Source organism: Treponema sp. C6A8, from assembly GCF_000619925.1.
Classification (GTDB): Bacteria; Spirochaetota; Spirochaetia; order Treponematales; family Treponemataceae; genus Treponema_D.
Genome location: NZ_JHVB01000012.1, coordinates 75,176 through 98,106, shown reverse-complemented (window position 1 = coordinate 98,106; position 22,931 = coordinate 75,176). Strand labels below are relative to the sequence as shown.

The 22,931-nt window shown below is 41.4% G+C and carries 17 protein-coding genes; 4 read left to right on the top strand and 13 right to left on the bottom strand.

The genetic code is table 11. The annotated features are described in order from the left end of the window. On the top strand, positions 1-322 hold a 322-nt coding region (locus T530_RS0110620; RefSeq protein ID WP_027728370.1), incomplete at its 5' end, for an IS3 family transposase. Between the two features lie 55 nt (positions 323-377). Here T530_RS0110620 and T530_RS0110615 read toward each other — a convergent pair. From T530_RS0110615 to T530_RS0110600, 4 genes are all read right to left on the bottom strand, one after another. Continuing rightward, on the bottom strand, positions 378-2,729 hold the full coding sequence (locus tag T530_RS0110615; RefSeq protein ID WP_027728994.1) for an RND family transporter: 2,352 nt from the start codon (positions 2,727-2,729) through the stop codon (positions 378-380). Positions 2,730-2,842: 113 nt separating this feature from the next. Continuing rightward, positions 2,843-4,684: an ABC transporter ATP-binding protein gene (locus T530_RS0110610; protein ID WP_027728993.1), complete on the bottom strand. Its 1,842-nt coding sequence runs from the start codon at positions 4,682-4,684 to the stop codon at positions 2,843-2,845. Between the two features lie 86 nt (positions 4,685-4,770). Then, a complete protein-coding gene (locus T530_RS0110605; RefSeq protein ID WP_027728992.1) occupies positions 4,771-6,570 on the bottom strand; it encodes an ABC transporter ATP-binding protein in 1,800 nt (599 codons plus the stop codon). Positions 6,571-6,698: 128 nt separating this feature from the next. Then, on the bottom strand, positions 6,699-7,502 hold the full coding sequence (locus T530_RS0110600) for a class I SAM-dependent methyltransferase (protein ID WP_027728991.1): 804 nt from the start codon (positions 7,500-7,502) through the stop codon (positions 6,699-6,701). A gap of 112 nt (positions 7,503-7,614) precedes the next feature. Between T530_RS0110600 and T530_RS0110595 the strand changes: the two genes are divergently transcribed. Then, positions 7,615-8,226 (top strand): TetR/AcrR family transcriptional regulator, encoded by a 612-nt coding sequence (locus T530_RS0110595; RefSeq protein ID WP_027728990.1) that lies wholly within the window; start codon positions 7,615-7,617, stop codon positions 8,224-8,226. Positions 8,227-8,245: 19 nt separating this feature from the next. On the opposite strand, the gene T530_RS0110590 is transcribed toward T530_RS0110595, so the two are convergent. The 8 genes from T530_RS0110590 to T530_RS14855 form a co-directional block, all read right to left on the bottom strand. Further along, positions 8,246-8,545: an HMA2 domain-containing protein gene (locus tag T530_RS0110590; protein WP_197018273.1), complete on the bottom strand. Its 300-nt coding sequence runs from the start codon at positions 8,543-8,545 to the stop codon at positions 8,246-8,248. Positions 8,546-8,671: 126 nt separating this feature from the next. Continuing rightward, positions 8,672-10,762 (bottom strand): heavy metal translocating P-type ATPase, encoded by a 2,091-nt coding sequence (locus T530_RS0110585; protein WP_027728988.1) that lies wholly within the window; start codon positions 10,760-10,762, stop codon positions 8,672-8,674. Positions 10,763-10,765: 3 nt separating this feature from the next. Beyond that, positions 10,766-10,999: a DUF6110 family protein gene (locus T530_RS0110580; protein WP_009103403.1), complete on the bottom strand. Its 234-nt coding sequence runs from the start codon at positions 10,997-10,999 to the stop codon at positions 10,766-10,768. Between the two features lie 123 nt (positions 11,000-11,122). Beyond that, entirely contained in the window at positions 11,123-13,063 is a 1,941-nt protein-coding gene (locus tag T530_RS14860) for a dihydroorotate dehydrogenase (protein ID WP_027728987.1), read from the bottom strand. 145 nt (positions 13,064-13,208) lie between these two features. Beyond that, positions 13,209-14,171, bottom strand: a complete 963-nt coding sequence (locus tag T530_RS0110570) for an iron ABC transporter permease (RefSeq protein WP_038074457.1) — start codon at positions 14,169-14,171, stop codon at positions 13,209-13,211. Positions 14,172-14,206: 35 nt separating this feature from the next. Further along, complete coding sequence (locus T530_RS14200) at positions 14,207-15,580, bottom strand: ABC transporter substrate-binding protein (protein ID WP_051537949.1); 1,374 nt, start codon at positions 15,578-15,580, stop codon at positions 14,207-14,209. A gap of 41 nt (positions 15,581-15,621) precedes the next feature. Further along, positions 15,622-16,776, bottom strand: a complete 1,155-nt coding sequence (locus T530_RS0110560) for a sirohydrochlorin cobaltochelatase (protein ID WP_027728985.1) — start codon at positions 16,774-16,776, stop codon at positions 15,622-15,624. An 83-nt stretch (positions 16,777-16,859) separates the two neighbouring features. Beyond that, positions 16,860-19,328, bottom strand: coding sequence for a bifunctional diguanylate cyclase/phosphodiesterase (locus T530_RS14855; protein ID WP_027728984.1), 2,469 nt, complete (start codon positions 19,326-19,328; stop codon positions 16,860-16,862). A gap of 74 nt (positions 19,329-19,402) precedes the next feature. Between T530_RS14855 and T530_RS0110550 the strand changes: the two genes are divergently transcribed. Continuing rightward, positions 19,403-19,681 (top strand): acylphosphatase, encoded by a 279-nt coding sequence (locus T530_RS0110550; RefSeq protein WP_027728983.1) that lies wholly within the window; start codon positions 19,403-19,405, stop codon positions 19,679-19,681. Between the two features lie 41 nt (positions 19,682-19,722). Here T530_RS0110550 and T530_RS0110545 read toward each other — a convergent pair whose 3' ends face one another. After that, positions 19,723-21,816, bottom strand: coding sequence for a methyl-accepting chemotaxis protein (locus T530_RS0110545; protein WP_027728982.1), 2,094 nt, complete (start codon positions 21,814-21,816; stop codon positions 19,723-19,725). Positions 21,817-22,010: 194 nt separating this feature from the next. Here T530_RS0110545 and T530_RS0110540 point away from each other — a divergent pair, with 194 nt between their 5' ends. After that, positions 22,011-22,925: a hypothetical protein gene (locus T530_RS0110540; protein WP_027728981.1), complete on the top strand. Its 915-nt coding sequence runs from the start codon at positions 22,011-22,013 to the stop codon at positions 22,923-22,925. Positions 22,926-22,931 lie beyond the last annotated feature (6 nt).

Sequence of the window (22,931 nt, the reverse complement as noted above, 5' to 3'; positions counted from 1 at the left end):
AATTCCTGACGGGACAAATCTAATTCTTCATTCAGATCAGGGCTGGCAGTATCAGATGTATGATTATCAGAGGCGTTTGAAAGAAAAAGGAATTAGACAGAGTATGTCCCGAAAAGGGAACTGTCTTGATAATTCGGTAATGGAAAATTTCTTTGGTTTATTAAAATCTGAACTTTTATATTTACAGGAGTTTGAGTCTGTTGAAGATTTCAAAAAAGAATTGGTTGAATATTTGTCTTGGTACAACGAAAAGAGAATTAAGGTTAAATTAAAAGGACTGACCCCTTTACAATTCAGGAATCAGTCCTTAAAATCAGCCTAGTTAAAGTGTCCAATAATTGGGGTGCACTTCAGTTTTCGCTCACCAGTTTTTTTTGCTATTTCTTATTTCCAAAAGGCTTAGTTATGTAAATCAGCACCGGAGTAATTGTGTAGTCTGCAATCAGAGCGCTGCCAAGACCAACAATTGAAAGCCAGCCGATATTTACAAGAACATTCATAGTGCTTGTAAGGAAAATCGCGAACATAGCGCAGAGGATAATTGTTGTCATAATCATTGTCTTTCCAATTTCGCGGTATGAATTTTCTATTGCGCTTCGGTAATCGCCTGTAAGTTCAAAATGATATTTGATGTGGTTGGTAAAGTGGATTGTGTCGTCTACGGCAATACCAAGGATCATAGGCATAATCATTGCAGTAATCATGTCCAGGTTTACACCGGCATAGCCCATAATACCGCCAATCAGAATAATCGGTACCACATTCGGAATCATTGCGATAAATCCAGTCCTGAACGAAGTAAAAGCAAGCACAAGAAGAACCAGAATTATAATAAGGGAAGTTCCGATTGACTTAATTGAACCGCGAACAAGTTTTCCGTTCATCTGGGCATACTGTACGACTTCACCTACTACACCAGCATTCTGAGCGTCCGGGAAAAGTTCAGCCACCCATTTTTTTACATCAGCAAGATTTTTTACGATTTCTTCGCCGTCGTAGCCTGCAAGTTCAACCTTAAGATATGCCGCCCTAAAATCATCGCTGATATAATCATACAAATCCGTTCCGCCGGAAATTTCATAAAGGAACATAATCTGCGAAACCAAATCCTGATCATCAGGAATAATATAAGCGTCAGCCTTATCCTCATTTAAAGTGCGGTTCATTTCCTTAATAATTTTTGTTACCGAAGAAACTCGCGGCTTTCCGTTGGAAACCTTTGTCTGACTCAAAGTTCCGATTCTGTCCGCCAGAATATCCATTTTTTTGAGCAGGTCCGGATTTTTGATGGCATCTTCATCGGCATATTCTATAAGAACTTCGTAATCATACTGACTTCCAAGCTGACTTCTTGTGATTTCCAGAAGACGCTTGATGTAAGGAGTACGCTCGCCCATCATATCAGAATAATTCATATTTACCTTGATTTTGAAAATGCCCGGAATAACTGCCGCGGCAACGATGGCTGTAACAATCACAGTCAGCCATTTTTTATTGAGGATTGCCTTTCCCATTGCTTCCACCTGAAGGTCAGATTTTGTAGCCCCCTGTGCCTGAACAAAATCAGGATCAGGTGCCTTGTCTTTTCCAAAACTGTAGAGAACCGGAAGAAGAATTATGATATAGGCAAAAACTGCAAAAACCGTAGCGGCTGTAATTCCTCCTACCCAGCGCATAGGCTTGATTCCGGCAGCAAGGAAGGAAAGCATACCAGCCATTGTCGTGATTACCGTAAAGAAGAGAGCCCAGTCGGAATCCCGAACGCCCATTACAATAGATTCCTTTCGTTTACCGGTTTTTCGGAAGTACATCTTAAAACTGTTGATGTAGTGAACCGAATACCCGACTGCAAGTGCCATGGAAAGAAGGACTGTAATCATAATCATGGAGTTGTTGCCCTTAATTCCCATCCAGCCGGAAAAACCAAGCGTTGTTGTAAGAGCGCCAACAGTAGAAATTGAAGGAACGACAATTCCCCTCATGGAACGGATAAAAATTATAAGGCAGACAAGCATTACTAAAAAACCGATTGAAATGCGGCTGACAAGCTGATTCATTGTTACCGCTTCTTCTTCGAACTCTGTGTAGCTCATTCCCGCCGGGCGGATTTCCCATTCAGCTGATTTATACTTGGGGTCATTGAAAATCTTCATGGCAGGAGGCGCAATTTTTACCATTGCATCTGTCATATTTTCTGAATAATGCTCCAGATTTACGATAAGCCAGGTTTCTGTAGCGTCATCACTGACAAGAGTATTCAAAAGCGACTCGCGGCTTAAGATAAATGCCTTCTTTTGTGCAAGCTCCTGCGGGTCAGAAGGCAATCCGTCCTTAAAGGGGCTGGTAACTTCTATGCTGTCTTCCCCGCCAATCGGGATAGAAAGCTCCATAAGAGAAGTGATGCTTTTTGCATAAGGGACATTTTTCAAAAGGTCGTCACCAAGCTCTTTAATCATCGTAAGAACCTCGGGAGCAAATACATCCTCCGCCTTGATGTGGGCAAGCACGCTGTCTGTCGAGCCGAAAATGTCTTCAAAATGATCCTGATTCTGTTTTGTGGTCTCCCAGTCATCAAACCAGTCTTCTTCTCCGTTATCAAGCTTAAGACGGGAAAGTCCCATGCTTCCGATGACAGAAACAAGAATAAGACAAATCAGAAAAAGCCAGCGGTGCCTGACTTCAAAACGTCCGAACTTTTCAAACCAGTCGTTAATCTTTTTTACTTTCATAAGATATCTCCCATATGATTAGCCACAGATGGGACACAGATTTACACAGATGTTTTTTATCTGCTTCCTATCTGTGTGTATCTGTGTGTATCTGTGTTTATCTGTGGCTATTTTTACAACTTCCAGCTGACAGCCTTTTTACGGCTGTCTATAAAGCGGGCGTAAATTCCGCCGCGTTTTATCAGTTCTTCGTGAGTGCCATGCTCTGCAATGCGGCCTTTGTCGATTACAAAAATCTGATTTGCATTGCGCACTGTCTTTAAGCGATGGGCAATCATGATTACAGTTTTCTCCTTTGTAAGCTCGCTTACGGCAGTCATAAGGTCGCGCTCATTTTCAGGGTCAACGTTGGCGGTAGCTTCGTCAAGAATGATGATTGGAGCGTCTTTCATAATGGCGCGGGCGATTGAAATACGCTGCTTCTCTCCGCCGGAAAGATTTGCGCCTCCTTCACCAATTATTGTGTCGTAGCCGTCCGGCAGGGCTGAAATAAATTCATGGCAGCAGGCCTTTTTTGCGGCTTCAATAACCTTTTCCATAGGAGCGTCTGGCTGACCAAAACGGATGTTGTTTGCAATCGTATCGTGGAAGAGATAGACGTTCTGGAAAACAAAACTGAAGTTTTTCATAAGGCTGTCCATGTCGTAATCGCGGACATTTTTGCCGGCAAGAGTAACAGAGCCGGAATCTACATCCCAGAAGCGGGAAAGAAGATGGCAGAGTGTTGTTTTTCCGCCGCCGCTCGGCCCGACAAAGGCTGTAGTGCTGCCGGCCGGAATTGTAAGCGATACGCCGTCGATGATTTTGCGCTTGTCGTAGGCGAAGGTAATGTTTTGTGCAGAAATATCCAACGGGGGAGTTGTTGTTTCCGTCGTAATCTTAACACCACCTCTAGTTTCTCCCACGGAAACATCAGCATCCTGCTTTGCAGTCTGCTGACATTCAAAATCCCCTCCTTCGTCTTTTCCGGAGATATCCATCGTAGGCAAATCCAGAATTGCATCTGCCTTTTTAACGCCGATGTCGATTATTCTTAAAAGCGCAGAATAATTTCCGCCGACTTCCAGAGCGGTAAAAAGCATAAATGAACAGATAAGCATAACGGCGCAGTTTGTAAGCTCCATGCTGCCGCCCAGATAAAAGATAATTGAAGAAAACATAATTGCAACGCCGGTAAGTTTCGCGACAAGGCTCTGAATGGCGGCAATCGGGATACAGCGCATTTCCATTCCGATGCAGGCATTTATACAGCGGTCAATTTTGGCATTCAAATCCTGACGGCGGTTTCCGGTAAGGTTATAGGCTTTTACTTCGGCAATGCCCTGAATGTATTCCAGAATTTTTCCTACCTGGGCTTCGTCGGCCTGGGTCTTCTGCGAGGAAATATTTTTTACGGCAAGGCGCATAAAAACATTTACAAACTGAAAGAGCAGAAAACCTGCAAGGGCAACAAGCGCGATTCGCCAGTCAAAAAAGAAAATCATAAAGATAATCAGAGCGGAATCCAAAAGCCCCTGCATGACAAGCATTACGGCGCGGGTTGCAACGTCACCTAACAGCTCCATGGTGTTCGTAGTTACCGAGGTAATCTGGCCGAGGGAGTTTGCATTGAAGTAGCCCATCGGAAGGTAGCGCAGGTGCTCGGCAATTTCGATTCGCTTTTTTGCGCAGGTTCTGTAGCCGCCTTCGGTCTGCAGCATCGACATATTCTTTTTTGTGATGATGGCGCAGACTGTACTTGCAAGAATTATTCCAAAAGAAAGCCAGACTGTTTTTGCTTCAAAAGGCAGGTTCTCGCTCAAATTTTTAATCACCGCCTGAATCATTACGGCAACGGCAGCAATTCTCAGCGCCATAAAAAAGGAATTCACGACTCCAAGCGCAATTGAAAGGTGGAACTTTCTTCGGTTTTCGGCATCGCAAAATTTAAAAAATCTTCGTAAAATTTCAAACATATTGTCTCCTGTTGGGGGAAGTCTCCCCCTACGCCCGCACTTTGTTGCGGGCTACCCTCTCTGCGGGGACACCCCGCAACGCCCCGTTAGACGCTGTCTCTGGCACTTATGTGTGCCTCCCACATATCCTTGTAAAGTCCGCCTTTTTTAAGCAGTTCTTCGTGAGTGCCCTGGCTGTCAATCTGGCCATCTTTGATAACAACGATTTTGTCTGCATCGGCAACGGTGGAAAGCCTGTGGGCAATTACGATGAGAGTCTTTCCTTTTACAAGACGGGCAACACTCTGCTGGATGATTGCTTCGTTTTCCGGGTCGGTGTAGGCAGTGGCCTCATCAAGAATTACAATCGGAGCGTCCTTCATCATGGCGCGGGCAATTGCAATTCGCTGACGTTCACCGCCGCTCAAATGAGCGCCGCTTCCGCCGACAATCGTGTCAAAACCATTTTCAAGGCTCATGATAAAATCATAGCAGCCGCTCTTTCTGGCAATTTCTTCGACCTCGGCATCGCTTGCATCGCGTTTCCCGAGCCTGATGTTTTCGCGCACGCTCATGTCAAAAAGGAAGTTATCCTGACTGACATAGGCAACGCGGCGGTTGTATTCTTCAAGTGAAAGATTCTTGATATTCACGCCGCCGATTTCCACAGAGCCGGAATCAACATCCCAAAGTGAAGCAATCAGGCGGGCAACAGTTGACTTTCCGCTACCGGAAGGACCGACAAGGGCTGTGTATGAGCCGGCAGGAAGAGAAAGGTTGATACCGTGGAGTATCTGTCGTTCGCTTCGCGAACTTACCGAGTTTTCTATCGAAAACTCGCAGTCTGATGTGTCTTTCTTATATGAAAACCTAACATCCTTAAGCGTAATCGAATTGTCTTCAGGCACTGCGGCGTCAAATGCCGGGCGGTCAAGTTCCGGCATATCCATAATGCCGCCTACCTCACCAAAAATTACACCGGCCTTGGCTATGTCGTCGTGGTAAGAGTAAACCGTAAGAAGGGGCTGGATAATGCTCATAGAAAGAATGATGATTGTTATAAAATCGACGGCAGTAAGAGTGCCCTTAAGGAAGAAAAGTCCGCCGATTGGAAGAATTGCAAGCAGAGTTGAAGGCGCAATTACAAAGGCAATCGTAAAAGGCCAGATGCAGTCGCGCATCCATTCAACATAACAGTCAGAACCTTCCTTTGCGGCCTTTGTAAACTTTTCGTAGGAAGCCTTAGATTTTCCGAAAGCCTTGATGACTTCGATTCCGTTGATGTATTCGACGGCTGTGTCATTAAGCACTTTTGTCTTTTCAATCGCGTAATTAAAGCGTTCCTGCATGTTTATCATCATAAAGCAGGATGAAACAAGACCGATTGGAAGGGTTATCAGCGAGGCAAGTCCCATGCGCCAGTCCAGGGTAAAAAGATATACGAACATTACGACCGGCAGCAGCAGGTTACTTGTCCATTCAGGAAGAATATGGGCAAGTGTTGTTTCCATGCTGTCGATTCGTTCTATCAGGATGTTTTTGAGAGTGCCGGACGGCATGTCAAGCACACTTCCCAGAGGCAGGCGGGCAAGTTTGTCACAAAGGCTTTTACGAATATTTCCAAGCACATTAAAAGTTGCAATGTGACTGAGCGTTGTAGAAATCATGTGGAAGATTGCGTTACCCGCCCAGAAGACTGCAACTATTCCACATTCCTTTATGTAAAGGTTGATGTCGCGGATGCCGCCTAAAAGCTGACGGACAATCTGTGCAATCATAATGTAGGGCATAATGGCGCAGGCTACACAAAGCACCGCAAAAAATATGCTCAAAACATACATTGGCTTTTTCTGTCCTGCAAAGCGGAAAATCCAGCTTAACAGGCTTTTCTTTTTTTTATCAGACATTTTTCTCTCCTGTGGAGGCGGGCCGGTCAGAGCCCGCCATGTTCTATAGCAAAGCGTTAAAAAAAATTGCGATGTAGCAATTTTTTAGCTTTACTTCTCTGGAGGCGGGCCGGTCAGAGCCCGCGCTACTAAAATTCAAAACTTGCCCAGCGGTCGTTCATTTTTGGAAGAAGCTTTGCAAAAAGCCAGCCGCCAAAAGTGTAGCGGCTCATTTCTTCATTAAAGCTGTGCTCATCTATAAAGCGCATTCCGTCGCAGAGGGCGCAGAGTTCCTCGCCGCTCCAGGTGCCGCTTTTGAATGTGGCATTTGTTGCCTTTACGGTGTCGTGGAGTTTTTCATTTCTTACCATAAGAGGATTGTTCATTTCGGCGTAGAGAGTTGCCTGCGGGAAATGTTTTTTTATGATTTTCAGGCACTTTCCGATTTCTTCAAGGGTAAAGTACATAAAAAGGCCCTCGGCAAGGAAAAGCACCCTTGCATTCTTTTTCTGGATTTCTGCAAGGACCTGGGGGCACCAGGTGTCATCAAGAATAGAGCCCGCAAGCATTTTTACTCTGTCGCGTTCTTCGTAAACTTTCTTTCTAAGCTCGATTGAATCGGGCAGGTCTAAATCAAACCAGGAAATACGGCCGTTATCCACACGGGAAAATCTGTTGTCAAAACCGGCGCCCATGTTCACGATGACGCAGTCAGGATGCTTTTCTATAAAGTCCTTTACCATGCGGTCAAGCATAATGGAACGGGCAATTACGCCTTCATGCGACATAAACTTATCAAAGGGCTTTGTATCAAGCTTCAAATGCTCAATAATCTTTACCGCCATTTCGTCCTGAAATCGTGATTTTTTTCGCAGAGTTTCGCTTGCCTTAATTGCAAGTGGAATTAAAGCTGTTGTTTCAACATCCCCAAGCTCAAGAGATAATTCTTTCATAAAACGCCTCGTAAACTTTTTTTGCAAAGTTAGCCATATCTAACTTTCAATCGTGATTCTATATAACACTGTTATAATTGTCAATATAGCAGTGTTATATTATAATAAAAATATGGCAGAAACCACGACCCTAGAAAAAATTCATAAAATTGCGACTGAAGAATTTCTTCAAAACGGATTCCGGGGAGCATCCCTGCGCGAAATTGTAAAAAAAGCAGGAGTTACTACAGGGGCGTTTTACGGATATTACAAAAGCAAGGAAGAACTTTTTGATGCAATAGTTCAGCCCCACGCAGAATACATAAGAAATTGTTTTGATAAATGTATAAAGGATTTTCTTTCAGTACCAAAAGAAGAATGGTCACAGCACATGAGTGATTTTTCTGAAAACGGAATGGCAGCCATGTTCGATTATGCATTTGAGCATAAAGATTCCTTCCGCCTTATTTTGAATGCTTCAGAAGGAACAAAATGGGAAAATTACATACATGACCTTGTAGAAACAGAAATAGAAATAACCCACAAGTATTATGATGTAATTCGCGAGCAGGGGTTTAAGCCCCACTCTCTTCCGCCCATGCTGGAACACATGATAATCTCTGGAGAATTTACAGGGCTTTTTGAAGTAATTATTCACGACATTCCAAAGGAAGAAGCCATGCTCTGTGTAAAAGAGCTTCATGACTTTTATGAGGGGGCATGGGCAAAACTGCTGGGCTTGTAAGCTGGGATTTATCTGTTTTTTAAATCAGCTGATTCAGTTTTTCCAGCATTTCAATAATTTTGTCCCTATTGCTGCCGTCAAAACGTTCTGCTTCTTTTGCAAGTTCCATAAAAAAATCACGCAGAGAAATAAGTTTTTCCATAGGAACCTTGTCAGCCTCGTATTCGATAAGAACGCTTCCGGTTAATAAATTATTTTCAACATTTTTCAAAGCCGGGAATTTTCTCAAAATTCCGATTGCCTTTTCAACTAAATCTGCTTCCTTAAATACGGGGGCACGGAGTCTTATTCTCCCCGGAAAAAAACTTGTTACCATCATTGTCACTTTCCTGTGTAAGACCGCCGGTCAGAGCGGTCGGTGTTCTATAGCAAAGCGCGAGCTCCGGAGGAGCTCGGTAAGCTCTGCGACTTAAAACTAAAATTGCGATGCAGCAATTTTTTAGCTTTACCTATCCATAATCGGCTGCATTGCTTTGATGCTGATTCCCACCGTTGCCGAATTATGCAAAACTGCCGCAAGCTGAGGAGAAATAAGTCCGAACATTCCAAGCAGGAGCAGAAGTGAATTCAATTCCACAATCAAAAGATTGTTATCATTGATTTTAGAAATCAGTTTTTGTCCGATTTTTCTTGTTACAACGACATTTTCAAGGCCACCTTCCGTAAGTACAATATCCGCAGTATCGCTTGCAATCGATGAGCTTCCCTCAATTGCAATACCGACGTCAGCAGCCCCAAGAGCAGGTGCATCATTTATGCCGTCTCCAAGCATAATGACCTTGCCGCCTTTCTTTTCCTTTTCTATTAAAGACACCTTGTCTTCCGGCAATGCCTGTGAATAATAAAAATCGATTCCGGCAGCAGTGGCAATCTTTTTAGCGGCACCTTCTGTATCGCCTGTAATCATAACGCAGCGTTTAATACCAGTCTTGCGGAGAGCCTTAATCACACCCGGCGCTTCATCTCTAACCGGATCGCCTATTGCAAGAATTCCGCAAAGCTTATCATCATAAGAAAGATACAAGAGCGACATTCCGCTTTCCATTGTCTCTTTTTGAATATCAGTCACCTCATCAGGACGAGGAATGGCCTCATCGTCAAAAATAAAATGGGCGCTTCCTATACGGACTTTTTTGCTGTCGATTGTGGAAGCTATTCCGTGTGCAACAATATATTCAACCTTACTGTGATTTTCAGGATGTAAAAGACCTTTTGCTTCTGCGGCATTAACAACTGCCCGTCCAAGTGGATGCGGGAAATGCTCTTCAAGACAGGCTGCAGTTTGTAAAACAAAATCTTCATCATATCCCTTCATCGGATAGATTTTTTCAAGAGCAGGATTTGCAAAGGTCAGAGTTCCTGTTTTATCAAAAATAATCGTTCCTGCTGTTGCGGCTTCTTCAAGATATTTGCCGCCTTTTACAGAAATACCAAGGCCCGCAGCCTGCTGCATGGCAGACAAAACCGCAATCGGAGCGGCAAGCTTCATAGCACAGGAATAATCGACCATCAGAGTGGACATTGTTTTTACAATATTGCGGCTAAAAAGCCAGGTAAGACCAGCAAGAGCAAAATTAAATGGTACGATTTTTTCTGCCAAAAGCTCAGAACGTTTTTGAACACTAGCCTTAAGATTTTGAGAATTATCAATCATACGGATAATGTTCTGAACCTTTGTATCCTGACCTGTAGAGCGGACACGGATATAAAGCTCTCCTTCTGTCAAAATTGTTCCGGCAAAAAGACCGGCACCTTCCTTCTTTTCAACAGGAAGAGATTCCCCGGTTATACTGGCCTGATTTACCATCCCTTCGCCACATTCAACTGTTCCGTCGCAAGGAATCATACTGCCTTCACGAACAACAACAAGATCTCCCTTTTTAAGCGCGTCAACTGGAACAGTTTTTTCTTCCTTGCCTTCAATAATGTGCACCTTTTCATCAGAAGCAAGAAGGGAATGTGCAAGATTTCCGTATGAGCTTCGTTTTGTTACATCCTCTATGTCTTCTCCCATCTGTAAAAGCATTGCAATCTGACTTGCAGTATTTGTGTTTCCGGTAAGTGCAGCAACTGTAAGAGCTGTTGCGTCCAGAAGCTGGGTACTGAAAAGTTTTCCACCGCTAAAGAGAGCTTCAAGGGCCTGGCAGATACGCGGAATTATATTTTTATATAGAAGAATTTTTCTCAAAGGAAGAGGAAGACATTTCTTGAAAAAATAATCAATCATTGTGGAAATAAAAATTCCCATAATGCTTTCTGTTTCCGGAATCTGAGCCACAGCTTCCAGAAGTTTTTTATCTTCCAGATATTTTGCTCCAAGAGCCTTAAAAAGATTTTCTATTTGAGTCTGACTGATAACGGAAGGATTAAAGAAAACAAGATAAGAGCCGATTTTTGTATTCACAGAAATATCGGTTATGCCTTCCTGAACTGCAATTAAACTTTGTGCAAGAATTGCCTGTCGGGAAGTCACCTCACCCATATTATAATGGATTCGGATTCTTCCCGGCAGAGCGTGATGGATTGAGACAGTCACTTTTTATGCCTTTGCTTCGGCTTTTTTCTGATTGTTGTATTTTGCTTCTGCAACAATATCCTGAGCATCTTCTTTTACAGATTCTGCAAAAGCTGCGGCTTCATCTTTAAGCTGCAAGCCCTTTCCAACAACTGCTGCACAAGCCTTTTTGAAAGCAGGTGTTTTTACCAGTGTAACTGCTGCAGCTCCTGCAAGAACTCCAACACCAAAAGCAACCCATTTGTTAGCAAATGCCATTTTTAAATCCTCCTAAATGCCAGTTTAGTTAGGCATTCCTAAGTTAGTTATATATAACAAGATATATATTTGAGAGGATTTAGTCAATTAGGTTTAACTAACTTTTACAGGATTAAACGTCACTTAATTAATACAGTTACATCCGCTCAAGTTGGAAACAATCGGCTTGTCGGCAAGAATCATGCTTTTTAATTCAGCATATTTTGCACGCTCATCACCCGGGCCAAGCACTGTAGGATGTTTTACCTGTGCAATTCCACGCATTTCTTCAAGGTTGTGATAGCCGTGAGTCTTCATAAAGGTACGCAATCCATTCACAACATCAATTGCAACATTCGGGTTGGTAAACTTAGCCTGCCCTATTTCAACCGCGCTTGCACCCGCCATGATGAACTCAACTGCATCCTGCCATGTGCTGATTCCGCCAATTCCAACAACCGGAATACGCTGTTCCGGCGGAAGTTTGTTGATTTCTTCTACAACGTCGTAAACAATGCGGAGAGCAAGAGGCTTAAGACCAGGGCCAGAGTAGCCCGCATGAACGTTATTAAAGAAGGGCTTTCCTTTTTCAATGTCGATTGCAACGCCGTGAACCATGTTAATCATGCTGAGGGCATCGGCACCGGCCTTAATGCAGGCAAGAGCAATCGGACGGTTATCAGGCGCGTTTGGCGAAAGCTTAACCATTAAAGGCTTTTTGGTTACGGCGCGGACAGAGCTTACGCAGTAGTAGGCAGTATCAGGACTGAGTCCCCATGCAAGACCGGCGGCCTTTACGTTTGGACAGCTGATATTAAGCTCAATCATATCGCAGTCTGTTTTATCAAGAAGTTTTGCGCCTTCTACATAAGATTCAATGTCACTTCCGGCAAGGTTTGCAATTACAACAGGTCCAAGCCCAATCATGCCAGGAAGCAGTTCTTTTATAAATGTCGGAATTCCAGGGTTCTGCAATCCGATTGAGTTCATGTTACCACCGGCAACTTCAAGAGAGCGTTCTCCGTGATTTCCTTCGCGCGGCTCAAAGGTACAACCCTTAGAGGCAATGCCTCCCCACGCGGCCACGTCGCTTACCCCGCGGAAGTTCTGTCCAAATGCAAAGGTACCTGCACTGGCGATAGTCGGGTTCTTAAAATGCACTCCAGCAATGTTAACGCTCAAATCAGGTTCTTCGTCTTTTTCCAGAGGAAGACGGCGGCGGAAAGGCTTTTCAAAAATGATTTTTGAGGCATCAAAAACAGGTCCATCCTTACAGCAGCGTTTAAGCCCTTCAGTAGTTTCAAGCGTACAGCCAAGGCAGGCGCCAAGACCGCAGAGCATTCTGTGCTCCATGCTGATATAGCATTTTATTCCAAGTTCTTCTGCAACAGCTTTTACATAAACAAGGGCAGGTGTCGGACCGCAGGCAAGAATAAGTTCGTAACCAGCTTCTTTGATTGCTTCTTTAGAAAGAGCACAAGGAAGCATTCCCTTAAGTCCGCAGGAACCGTCGTCTGTTGTTACAGCAAGCTTATTTGCCTTTACGTGTTCAAGGCCGTAAGAGCCGGATTTAAAAGCGGCATAAAAGTCATAAGAGCCGTCTGGCAAAGTGTGGGCAAGATTTGCAACAGGCGCTACACCAATTCCACCGCCGACAATACAGATTTTTGCCTTTCCCGGATTTTTGCGGGCAATTTCCTGACATTCTTCCACCGGCCATGGATTTCCCAAAGGTCCGATTACCGAAATATCATCCCAGAGAGTCATATGGCAGAGTTCGCCTGTTCCACGGCCTTTTTCCAGCATCAAAAACTGAACTGTAACCTTCTTTTTGCCCTCGTTATTAATCCATTCTTCGGCATGATAAACGCTTATCGGACGGTTATAGTTTACGGCAGATTTAGCACTACGAATCAGATAAAACTGTCCTGACTTAGGCGAAAGCTGAGTCGGACGCTCAAGTTCAATGGTAGTCTGCAAAAGATAAACATTCGGCTGCCCTTCAACCTTCTCAAGGCGTTCAACCTTAGTGTTTCCAAAAAACAATAAACCCTTTCCATTCTCATCGATTTCAGCTAAGTCCATATTCATACCTCTGTGAAAAAACAATACCACGCTCTAATGGGAAATTATGTTGTAATAACAACAAAATGATTTTGTTAGTTTTAACTAACCTATAATAAAAATACTGATATTTTTCAGAGGCGTCAAGAGACTTTTATTTGCCTTTTTACTTTCGACTTAACATCATATAAATTACGACAGGAACAAGCAGAACTGCGGTAACAGAACTTATGCTGACTTCAGAGGGAGAGAAAACTGTGCGCGCAATTCCATCGCAGAAGACAGTAACAATTGCACCTCCAAGAAAACATGCTGGAACCAGAATAAGAGGTTTTGCCGATTTTAATGCAGACTTCACAAGATGCGGAACGGCTATTCCTACAAAGGAAATCGGACCGGCAAAAGCTGTAACACAAGCAGAAAGAAGACTTGAAATAATAATCAAAGTAATGCGGAGAAATTTTACATTTACCCCCATATTTCGGGCATAGTTTTCTCCGAGTTGAAAAGCACCTATTGGTTTGGAAAGAAAAAAAGCTGAACAGGCTGATACAAGCACAAGAAGGGCCATCATTTTTACTTCATTCATATTGATGCCTGAAAAACTTCCCACCGACCAGTTATGAAGATTTACAATATTAGAATCCTGTGCAAAGGTGATAAAAAAATCAGTTACCGCAGAACAGATATAACCGATTAAAATTCCGCATACAATCAGAATAGTCATACTGCGTACCCGTACAGAAAACAAAAGGACAAGTCCCATTGCCAGAAGAGAGCCGGCAAATGCCGCTGCAACCATTCCCAATGAACTGAGATAAATTCCTCTGTTCAAAAAAAATATCAATGTAATTGCAACAAAAAGTTTTGCTCCTGAAGAAATTCCTAATACATATGGTCCTGCAATTGGATTTTGAAAAAAAGTCTGAAGCAAAAATCCTGAGAGAGCCAGGGCTCCCCCAAGAATAATGGCAGCTAGAATACGAGGAAGCCTTATGTTCATAATAATTTTTTCATTTACATTACCATTATTTGTACCTAGCAGAATTGAAATCACTTCATTGCAGCTGATGCGAACCGATCCGATTGATAGATTCCATACAAAAAGCAGGACGAGAAAAATGAGCATCAATATAAATGTAAGTATAATTCGTCTTTTTCCCACTATTCAACCTTCTCAATAAACGTCAAATCCTTGTTTTTTCCGGCCAAAATTTTATTTACATCAATAATAAAATCTCCAAGTCCGCATGACATTTGAAAGAATTTCTTTTGCGAAGTATAAACCTTCTTATTCTGAACAGCCTTAAAATCTTTGAAAGCAGCATTCTTCTTTATAAGTTCATCAATACTTGCTAATTCTCCGTCGACAGTTCCATTATAAATTATTATATCAGCATTTGATGCGCTTGCAAAAAAATCTTCCATCTGAATATTACTTGTTCCGCCCATCGATTTTACAGAGCCATCCTTACGCTCAATTATCTGAGCTGGAAAATATTTTCCGCCTGCCATTTCAATCATTCTTGCAATATAGTCGTCGGTCTTACGAACATTTACAGCGCCATTCTTATTAATATAGAAGAAAGCTACGCTTTTACCTGTATTTTTTTTATTTAAAACCGGCTGAATTTTTGCAACCTGCTCTTCAAAAAACTGATTTGCCTGCTTTTCCTTTCCAAAAAGAAGACCATACAATTTAATCCATTCAAGACGACCAAGAGGATTCTTTTCATAAGTAGAATATTCAACAAGAAGTGGAATTCCAAGTTCATTTAATTTTTCAAGAACCTCAGGCTTATGATAAATCATTGTATTCTGAATTGCAAAATTGCAGCCCTGGCTCAGCAAAAGTTCATAATCGGGTGCGCTGTATTTTCCCGCATATAAGAGTTTTCCCCCCTGCATGGCATTTACGGCTTCATCGATATACCAGTCATCCTGTCTTGTTCCGGAAAATTTAAGCTTATCCACTGCCCCTATTTTAGCCAGTAAATCCATTACAGAAGTTGAAACAAGATAAGTTTTATCAAGCGGCTGCTTTAAGACAATTACATCAGAAGGCAGATTTTTTGGAAGCTCTTCCCCCTCCGGCTGCAATACAAAATTCTGATTATTTGGAAGGCTTATATAGCGGCATCTCGAATCTTTGATTTTTTTTACCGAAAACTGATTTGCGTATTTTAATTCAAGGGCAGATTCAAGTTCATTTTCAAAGTTATCAGCAAGTTTTACACAAACTTTGTGGTCATACCAGATTCCTTTTTTTCCAATAAGGGCAAGGTCAAAATCTTTTCCAAGTTTTTCTTTTGTAAGGGGAATGTCAAAACCAAAGACTTGATCTGTGGAACCGTCGTCATAGGTTACAGTATCAACAGTTGGTTTAAGCCAGTTTGCCTGGTCATTTTTTGCGTCTTCAGCTTTTCCGCAATAAAGGTTTACAATTTTTTTACCTGTCAGCGTGATGTGGGCACTCATTTTTCCGTCTTTTACGGTGAGCATCGCTTTTCCGTCCAAAACTTCGTTCAGACGGAACATCGTGCTGTCAGTTTTAAAAGTAACGGAATAAATTCCGTCTGCTAGTTCAATTTTTTTTTTGCGTCTTCTGTATGAGCTACATATACAGACTGAACGGCAGGAATACCACCAAGACCTTCAATCTGACAGTCAATTTTTTCGAAGGCAGCTGATGCTGTAAACATAGACTTCCAGCTGTCATCATCATCGCCAGCCATATCGTTGTTCGCGTGATCACCTGCAACAACCATAAGAGGACGAAGTACAACCTTCTTATAACCTGCAGCTTTTACAGCTTCAATTACATTTTCGCAGGCAGTTTCTTCAGGTTCCCCTTCTACAGTTCCAATAAAGACATTACCATAATCAAGGTTTGCCATCTGGGAAGCCATCTGACTGTAAGTAATTTTAGCAGCATGAGAAGTTCCATGTCCCATAAATACGAAAGCTGTGCCGTCTTTATCTGCCTGTGCAAGTGAATCATAACCAGCAAGGCTAACTGCACAGTCAGTAATTGCAATTGCAACTGTTCTTTTATCCTCATTTGTAATTGCAGAAGTTTTTCCAACCTTTCCTAAAAGAGGTTCAGCAATTACAACCTTCTCAAATTTATCTTCATATGCTTTTACAGATTCTGAAAGTTCATCATATTCTGCGCCATGCATAAGGTGAGTTGGCTGAACAATAAGGGTTTTTACACCATTTTTTACAGCACGATCAAGTGCCTGCTGCATGTTATCAATTTTTTCACCGTCACGGGCCTGAACGTGATTAATAATAATCTGAGCAGTAAATGCACGTCGAACAGAAGCATCTGGATTTGCAGCCTGAATTGCCTTTTCAATTCCGCCAATATCCTGAGCGCGACTTGCATTAAAAGAAGTACCAAAACTTACAACAAGGATTTCTGTTTCACCAATTCCGTCCTGATTTAAAGGATTATCAAGACTTGCATCACCAGTATCGCGACCAAAATAATCAGGATCTGCATTTTCGCCTTCAACAAGTTCTTTCTGTGCATCAGAAAGTTTATCCCAGGCTTTTTTTGCCTGTGCACAAAGCTTGTCTGTATCAGAAGTTCTTTCCTGAACATAAATAGCATCAATTAAAGCGGCAACTTTGTCTGCAGCAGCTTTATCTTTTGCTGCCTTATCGCCACAACCAGTCATTCCGAGCAAAATACCCAGAGCCAAAACACAAGAAAAAATTTTTTTCATAATAGTTACACCTACTGACTAAGTTGGTAAAAAGATAACATTTTGTAAGAGAATATGCAATTATTTTGGCTTGAACTAAGGACTTATTTCGGCTGGAAAACAATAGCTTCGTCAGCAGGAAGAGGCTTACTAAAGTAGTATCCCTGAATAATGTCGGCTTCAAATTCCTTAAGCCTGTCGTACTGCCACTCTTCCTCAACACCTTCAATAATCATTTCCTTACCCAAGTCATGCATAAGGCGGATAATATCACGGATAAATGAATCCTTTCCGTCTACAAGATAGGTATCTACCAGCGACTTATCAAGCTTAATAACATCTACTGGAATATAAGTAAGGTAACCAAGAGAAGAATAACCTGTACCAAAGTCATCCATCAAAAGCTTAATGCCCATTTCCTGGAAGTTCCTGAAAATGGCATCTGAAAGAGCACTCTTTGCAAGGAAAAGACCTTCGGTAATTTCAATTTCAATTAAATTTGCAGGAACTTTATACAAATCAAGAAGTTCCTTCATAAAATCAATATAGCCGTAGTCATTCAACTGATTGCTGGAAAAGTTAATTGAAACAGGATAGAGTTTTAACCCCTGATCGCGCCATGAAGCAAGCTGCTTAATTACAAGTTCAGTTGTAATTCGTCCTATTTTCCATATCCAGCCGTTTCGTTCTGCGACAGGAATAAACTGTCCAGGATATATACCCTGCTCTTTCATGCGGACAAGAGCTTCAAAACCGCTGACCTTTTTAGTCTTGGTATTAATCTGAGGCTGGTAAACCATATAGAAACCATCGTGGTCAAATGCTTCCTGAAGCTTTGCCTTAACATGCGATTCTTCATCGTCTTTTTTCTTCATTGCACTGTCATAAAGTGCAACGCGATTCTTTCCGCTGTCCTTGGCAAAATACATTGCCGTCTCAGCATTAATAACCTGACGTTCCGGCAAAGTCTGTCCGTCAGAATTTGCAATACCAAAACTTGCTGTAATTACTAAAGATTCATCACCAAGCGGAATTGGAGCATGAATTGCATCCATTAATTTTACAATAAGTTCATCATCCGGTGTCAAACTTCTGTCCTGGAAGTAGAGGATAAATTCATCTCCACCATAACGGGCAATCTTACAATTATCATCAGTACAGACACCTTTAAATACGGCAACCATGTACTGCAAAATACTGTCAGCAACATGATGTCCGTAGCTTTCATTTAAGTTCTTAAAACCGTCGATATCAATTATGACAAGACTGAACTTACTGGCCGGTGAAAGTTCATTTATAATAAAGTTAGTAATAGTTCGACGATTTAGAATATCAAGGACTTCATCATAATCAACAAGATAGCGAAGCTGCGCTTCAGATTCTATAAGACCATCGCGGGAAGATTTTAGTTCAGCATTAATTTTTCTTCCTTCAGCCTCAGAATAATTCAGGAATATAATTGTTATTAACAGAGCCGTAACTATAAGCCCCATTGCAGGAAGAATTCTTCCATAATAATCAAAAATACTTGCAGGCTTATTGTAGAAAATCGTACCTTCCTGGAAAACTGAAGTGTCCAGCTTCATTCCTTTTACCATCTGCCAGTCAAAAGCACAGCGACTATCTGTAATTTCTACCAGCGGAATTTTTGAAACATCAGCACCGTTAAGAATTTTTGCAACCGTCTGACCGGCAAGATAACACTGATTTTCAAAATCCATATAGATTCCGCCAAGAACACCATGACCTTCACCACCCGGATAGTTTCTGAAAATAGGGGCAGAAGTATGTTTTGAAATTGTCTTAGCACGGGAATTTACAGTATAGATTTTTCCTGTGTTATCATCATAACAGTTCATAAAGAAGACAACTGCATCGGAAGGAATTTGTTCAATTTTTTCTATAAACTCTTTATTTGAAAGTACAGAAGTATCTATATCTGAAAAATCGTATTCTGGATAATTTCTGGAAAGTGCATAGAATTTCTTTGCATCAGAAAGACCTGCAACTGTTTCATCATGAATGGCAACAAATTTCTTGTAATTAGGAAAGAGTTTGCTGGTCAGTTCTACAAGAACATCAAAATAAGTTTCTTCATAAAAGCCGGTAATAAAGTGATTTTTTGCAGCCTGCTGGGCAAGTTCAAAATCATTTATACCAAAGAAAACCATAGGAAGGTCTTTAAATAATTCATCCTGATATTCAAGACCGAACAGGAGAGCATTATCATCACCTAAAATAACTGCCTCATATTCACCCGGTCGCAGCCTGTCCTTCAAAAAATCGTGGAAAACTTGTATATCATGCTTTGAACCATATTTTTTGGCGTCCATAAAAAAGGCATCATAATCAATGCCGTTTTCATCAAGCGCCCTTGTCATACCGGCAGCCTGAGTTTTATAGGTAAAATACTGCGTATTGTAAGAACCAATGCAAAGTACCTTATGTTCAGACTCAGAAAGGTTATCCGTATGTTGTATGGATTTATCTACAGCAAAACTCAAAAGAAAAACTGCTGCAATCAAACAGAGGAAACTAACAGTATGAGAAATAATTCGGATTCTTCTTTTCAAATAATCCCCCGTTAAAATTATACTCTGCCTTTTTTAAAATCGTCAAATTATTTTTTTTGTGCTATAATGCCAGCATGTCAGAAAAAATCAGGCAGCAAATAAGATTTACAGGCCGCGTTCAGGGAGTCGGCTTCCGTTACACAGCGCAATATGCAGCCCAGGCATTCGGACTTACCGGCTGGGTTTTTAATGATGACGACGGCTCTGTACTTATGGAAATCCAGGGTGAAGGAAGTTCCATTAAACGCATGATCGAACGTCTGGATTCCGACAGATTTATCCGCATAGATAATATAGAAAGAAAGTTCATTCCTATTGATGAATTTGAAAGAAGCTTTAAGGTAAAATACTAAAAAAGTCTGCCGGGGTATCCGACAAACTTTTTTTAATCATTCTAAACCTTAAACTGGTCTATCTGACCGCCTATTTCCTCAATTGACTTTTCCAGTTCAGCTGCAATATTTCTGAGCGCTTCACCAGTTTCATTAATCTTTTTAGCACCAATTTTCATCTCATTCATGCTTTCTTCCATAACACCAGTCGCGTTCTGAAGGTTATGAACTTCTTCCAGAATCGCCTTGTTTCCTTCTGCCATTTCCTGTCCGGCAGTATGAACTTCAACTGTACTGTCATTCATAGAATGAAGGGCATTACTGATCTGCTTAGAACCTTCGTCCTGTTCTTCCATTGCAGCCTTAATTTCGCGAACAAGTTCGTCTGTTTCGGTAACCTTTGTTGCCATTGTATTAAAGGCGCGGCTTGATTGCTCAGAAGCATTAACCACATCAATAATGGCATTTTGAATATTAGTAAGCTGCTCACCGATTGTTTTAGACTGCACGGTAGAAGTTTCAGAAAGTTTACGAATTTCATCAGCAACTACAGAGAAGCCCTTACCTGCTTCACCGGCATGAGCCGCTTCAATTGCCGCATTCATGGCAAGAAGATTTGTCTGTTCTGCAATATCTGCAATTGCAGTGTTTGCTTCCTGCAAAGTTTCGCTCAAATCCTTAATCTGTTCAATTTTTTCATTTACGTCCTGCTGAACCTGAACGCCGTTTTTAGCATTCTGATTAAGTTCATTAAAGGAAGTACTCATCTTTTCTACAGAGCCGTTTACTGCGTGAATGTTTCCTATCATCTGCTCAACAGCGCTTGAAGCATCAGAAACGCCGGCACTCTGTTTTTCAATCATCTTTTCAAGTGATTCAATATTCGATGCAATTTCGTTTACCGCACCCGCAGTTTCGTGAACACTGTTAGACTGATTGCTGATTTGAGAATGAACAGATTCAATATTTGCAAGAATCTGTGTAATAGAAGAAGCTGTGTCATTTGTACTGTTTTTAAGGGTTGAACCGACAGAGCCGAGTTGATCTTTTGACCCCTTAATCTGAGAAATAATATCCTGAAGTTTTGCCATAAAGGTATTAAAACCGGCAACGACATCAGAAACTTCATCGTTTCCTTTCTGGGGAATACGCTTCGAAAGATCTGCATCACCAGAAGCGACATCATCAATTGCAATCCTAACTCTTTTAAGAGGCTTAAGACTGATAGACATTGCCGCACCTACTGCAATGAAAGCAACAATAATTGTTCCGATTGCAAGGAAGCCGATAATCTGGCTCATAGTATCAAGCTCACTGTAAAAATCATCGTAACCGCAGACACCAAGAACCGACCAGGTGGTACCAGGAATATCACGATAAGCTGCAAGCATCTTCATTCCGTTTGCCGGATTAACAAAGGCTTCGCTTCCAACCTCACCCTTCATAAGCTTTTCAAGAATAGGACGAATTCCTTCATCTGCATCTGTATCAACCTTCTGGAAAGAGGTAACCTGCTCAAAATGATTTGATGCAATTGTTAGACCTGTCTGGCGGTTTACAACCTGAATATGAGAATCAGAATAGCCGAAGCTCATCTGTTCAATTTTTTTTGAAAGGGTATCACCCAGAAGATTTGCTGAAAGACATCCCACAGGTTTGTGGTTGTAATCATAAACAGGAACAGAATAAATCTGAAAAAGTACGTTTGTTACAGGATTTATAGCTGTATCAGCAACGTAGCGCTCGCCTTTTTTTGCAGCATCAATATAGGCACGTTTTAGCTGAATTTTCTGTCCCTGGGCAGTATAGCTGTTTCCGTCAAGATCATAAAAGCCAAGGTTTTCATATTCTGTACTTACACGGGCAACACTCGTAAGCTGCTGACATTTTGCCAGAAGCGGAGTATCTTCACGGCGAATAAAATCCATCATTGCAAGGGCTTCCAGCATACGGTACTGCTTATCCATTTCGCCCTTAATTTTATTTGCAACACTGTCAGTCACAGCATCAAGAAGATGCTCAACATTATCTGATGTTGATTTTGTAGAAAGTTTGAGTGCAGTACTTACAATAACAACATTAGCTATAACAAAAATCGCAAGAACAATCGCAATCAGTCTGAACTGAAGGCTCTGGAAGAACTTAGTAATTTTCATACAACCTCGCTATGAAATAAACATTATATTTTCTATTGTAAACCCTAATGTTGTTTTTAACAAAAAAATATTATGTTTTCGGAAATCATAGCAAGGTGTAATTTCTTCTATATATATACTAGAATTTATCAGTGATTATTTTTTTCCATTTTGCTAGAATTAGACATATTTTAAATAAATGGAGAAAAAAAACTATGAAAAAAATTACAGCATTAATTCTAACAGCTTTTACAGCACTCTCTCTCACTTTTGCAGATACCGCAAGTGATATTGCAAAAGCCGGGGATTCAGAATGGGACAAAATGGTTTCAACATACAAGGCTAACGGTCAATGGAAAGACACAATAAGCGCAAGTATTGTTGTAGACAACTTTCCGGCTTATTACAACAAAATCATGCCCTTCCCTGCAATCGACTTTTCTGATTTTGTAACTGATAAAAATGGTACAAAATATTACTGGTGCGGCGAAAAAACAAACTGGAATATTTTTGTAATCAAATATAACGATGGAATTCAGGATTATCTCTATAAGCTTAACAATGCACTTGGAAACTACAAAGGCTCTTACGAAGTTCTTGGTAGAATTACAGACGCTTACAGCTGGTGGGGCGATGTTGTAGAAATGGAAGTTGTTGCAGTTCGTGTAAAAGGCCGTGCAACAATCAAAATTGAGGGAGGAAAACCCCTTCTTGTTGGCGAAAAACTCTTAAATGATGCAATGAATGAAAAAGCAGCAAGCTGGACAAAAGGAATTCCTGACAATGCTTCATCTGTTCCTCAGAATCTGACTGCCGAAGAAACTGCTAAGTGGTTTTTGTATTATGGCTCTGTAAAAAAGAATCAAGATATATGGAAGAAATTATGTTCTGCAGAAGAAGAAGCTGTAAAAGCTGATGGAACTTTACTTGCAAAAGGCGAAAGCTGGTGGAGAAATCTTTCAAAAACAGACCGCGACTACTACTTTGTTCGTTCAGATGATTCACGCGGAAGCGCTTCAGAAAAATTCTTTATGTATCAAATTCGCGTAAACGGACAGGATGCTGGTGTTGCAAAACCAATGTGTGTTATTAAGGAAAAAAACGGAAGCTGGAAAGTTAAATCTTTCTAAAACAGG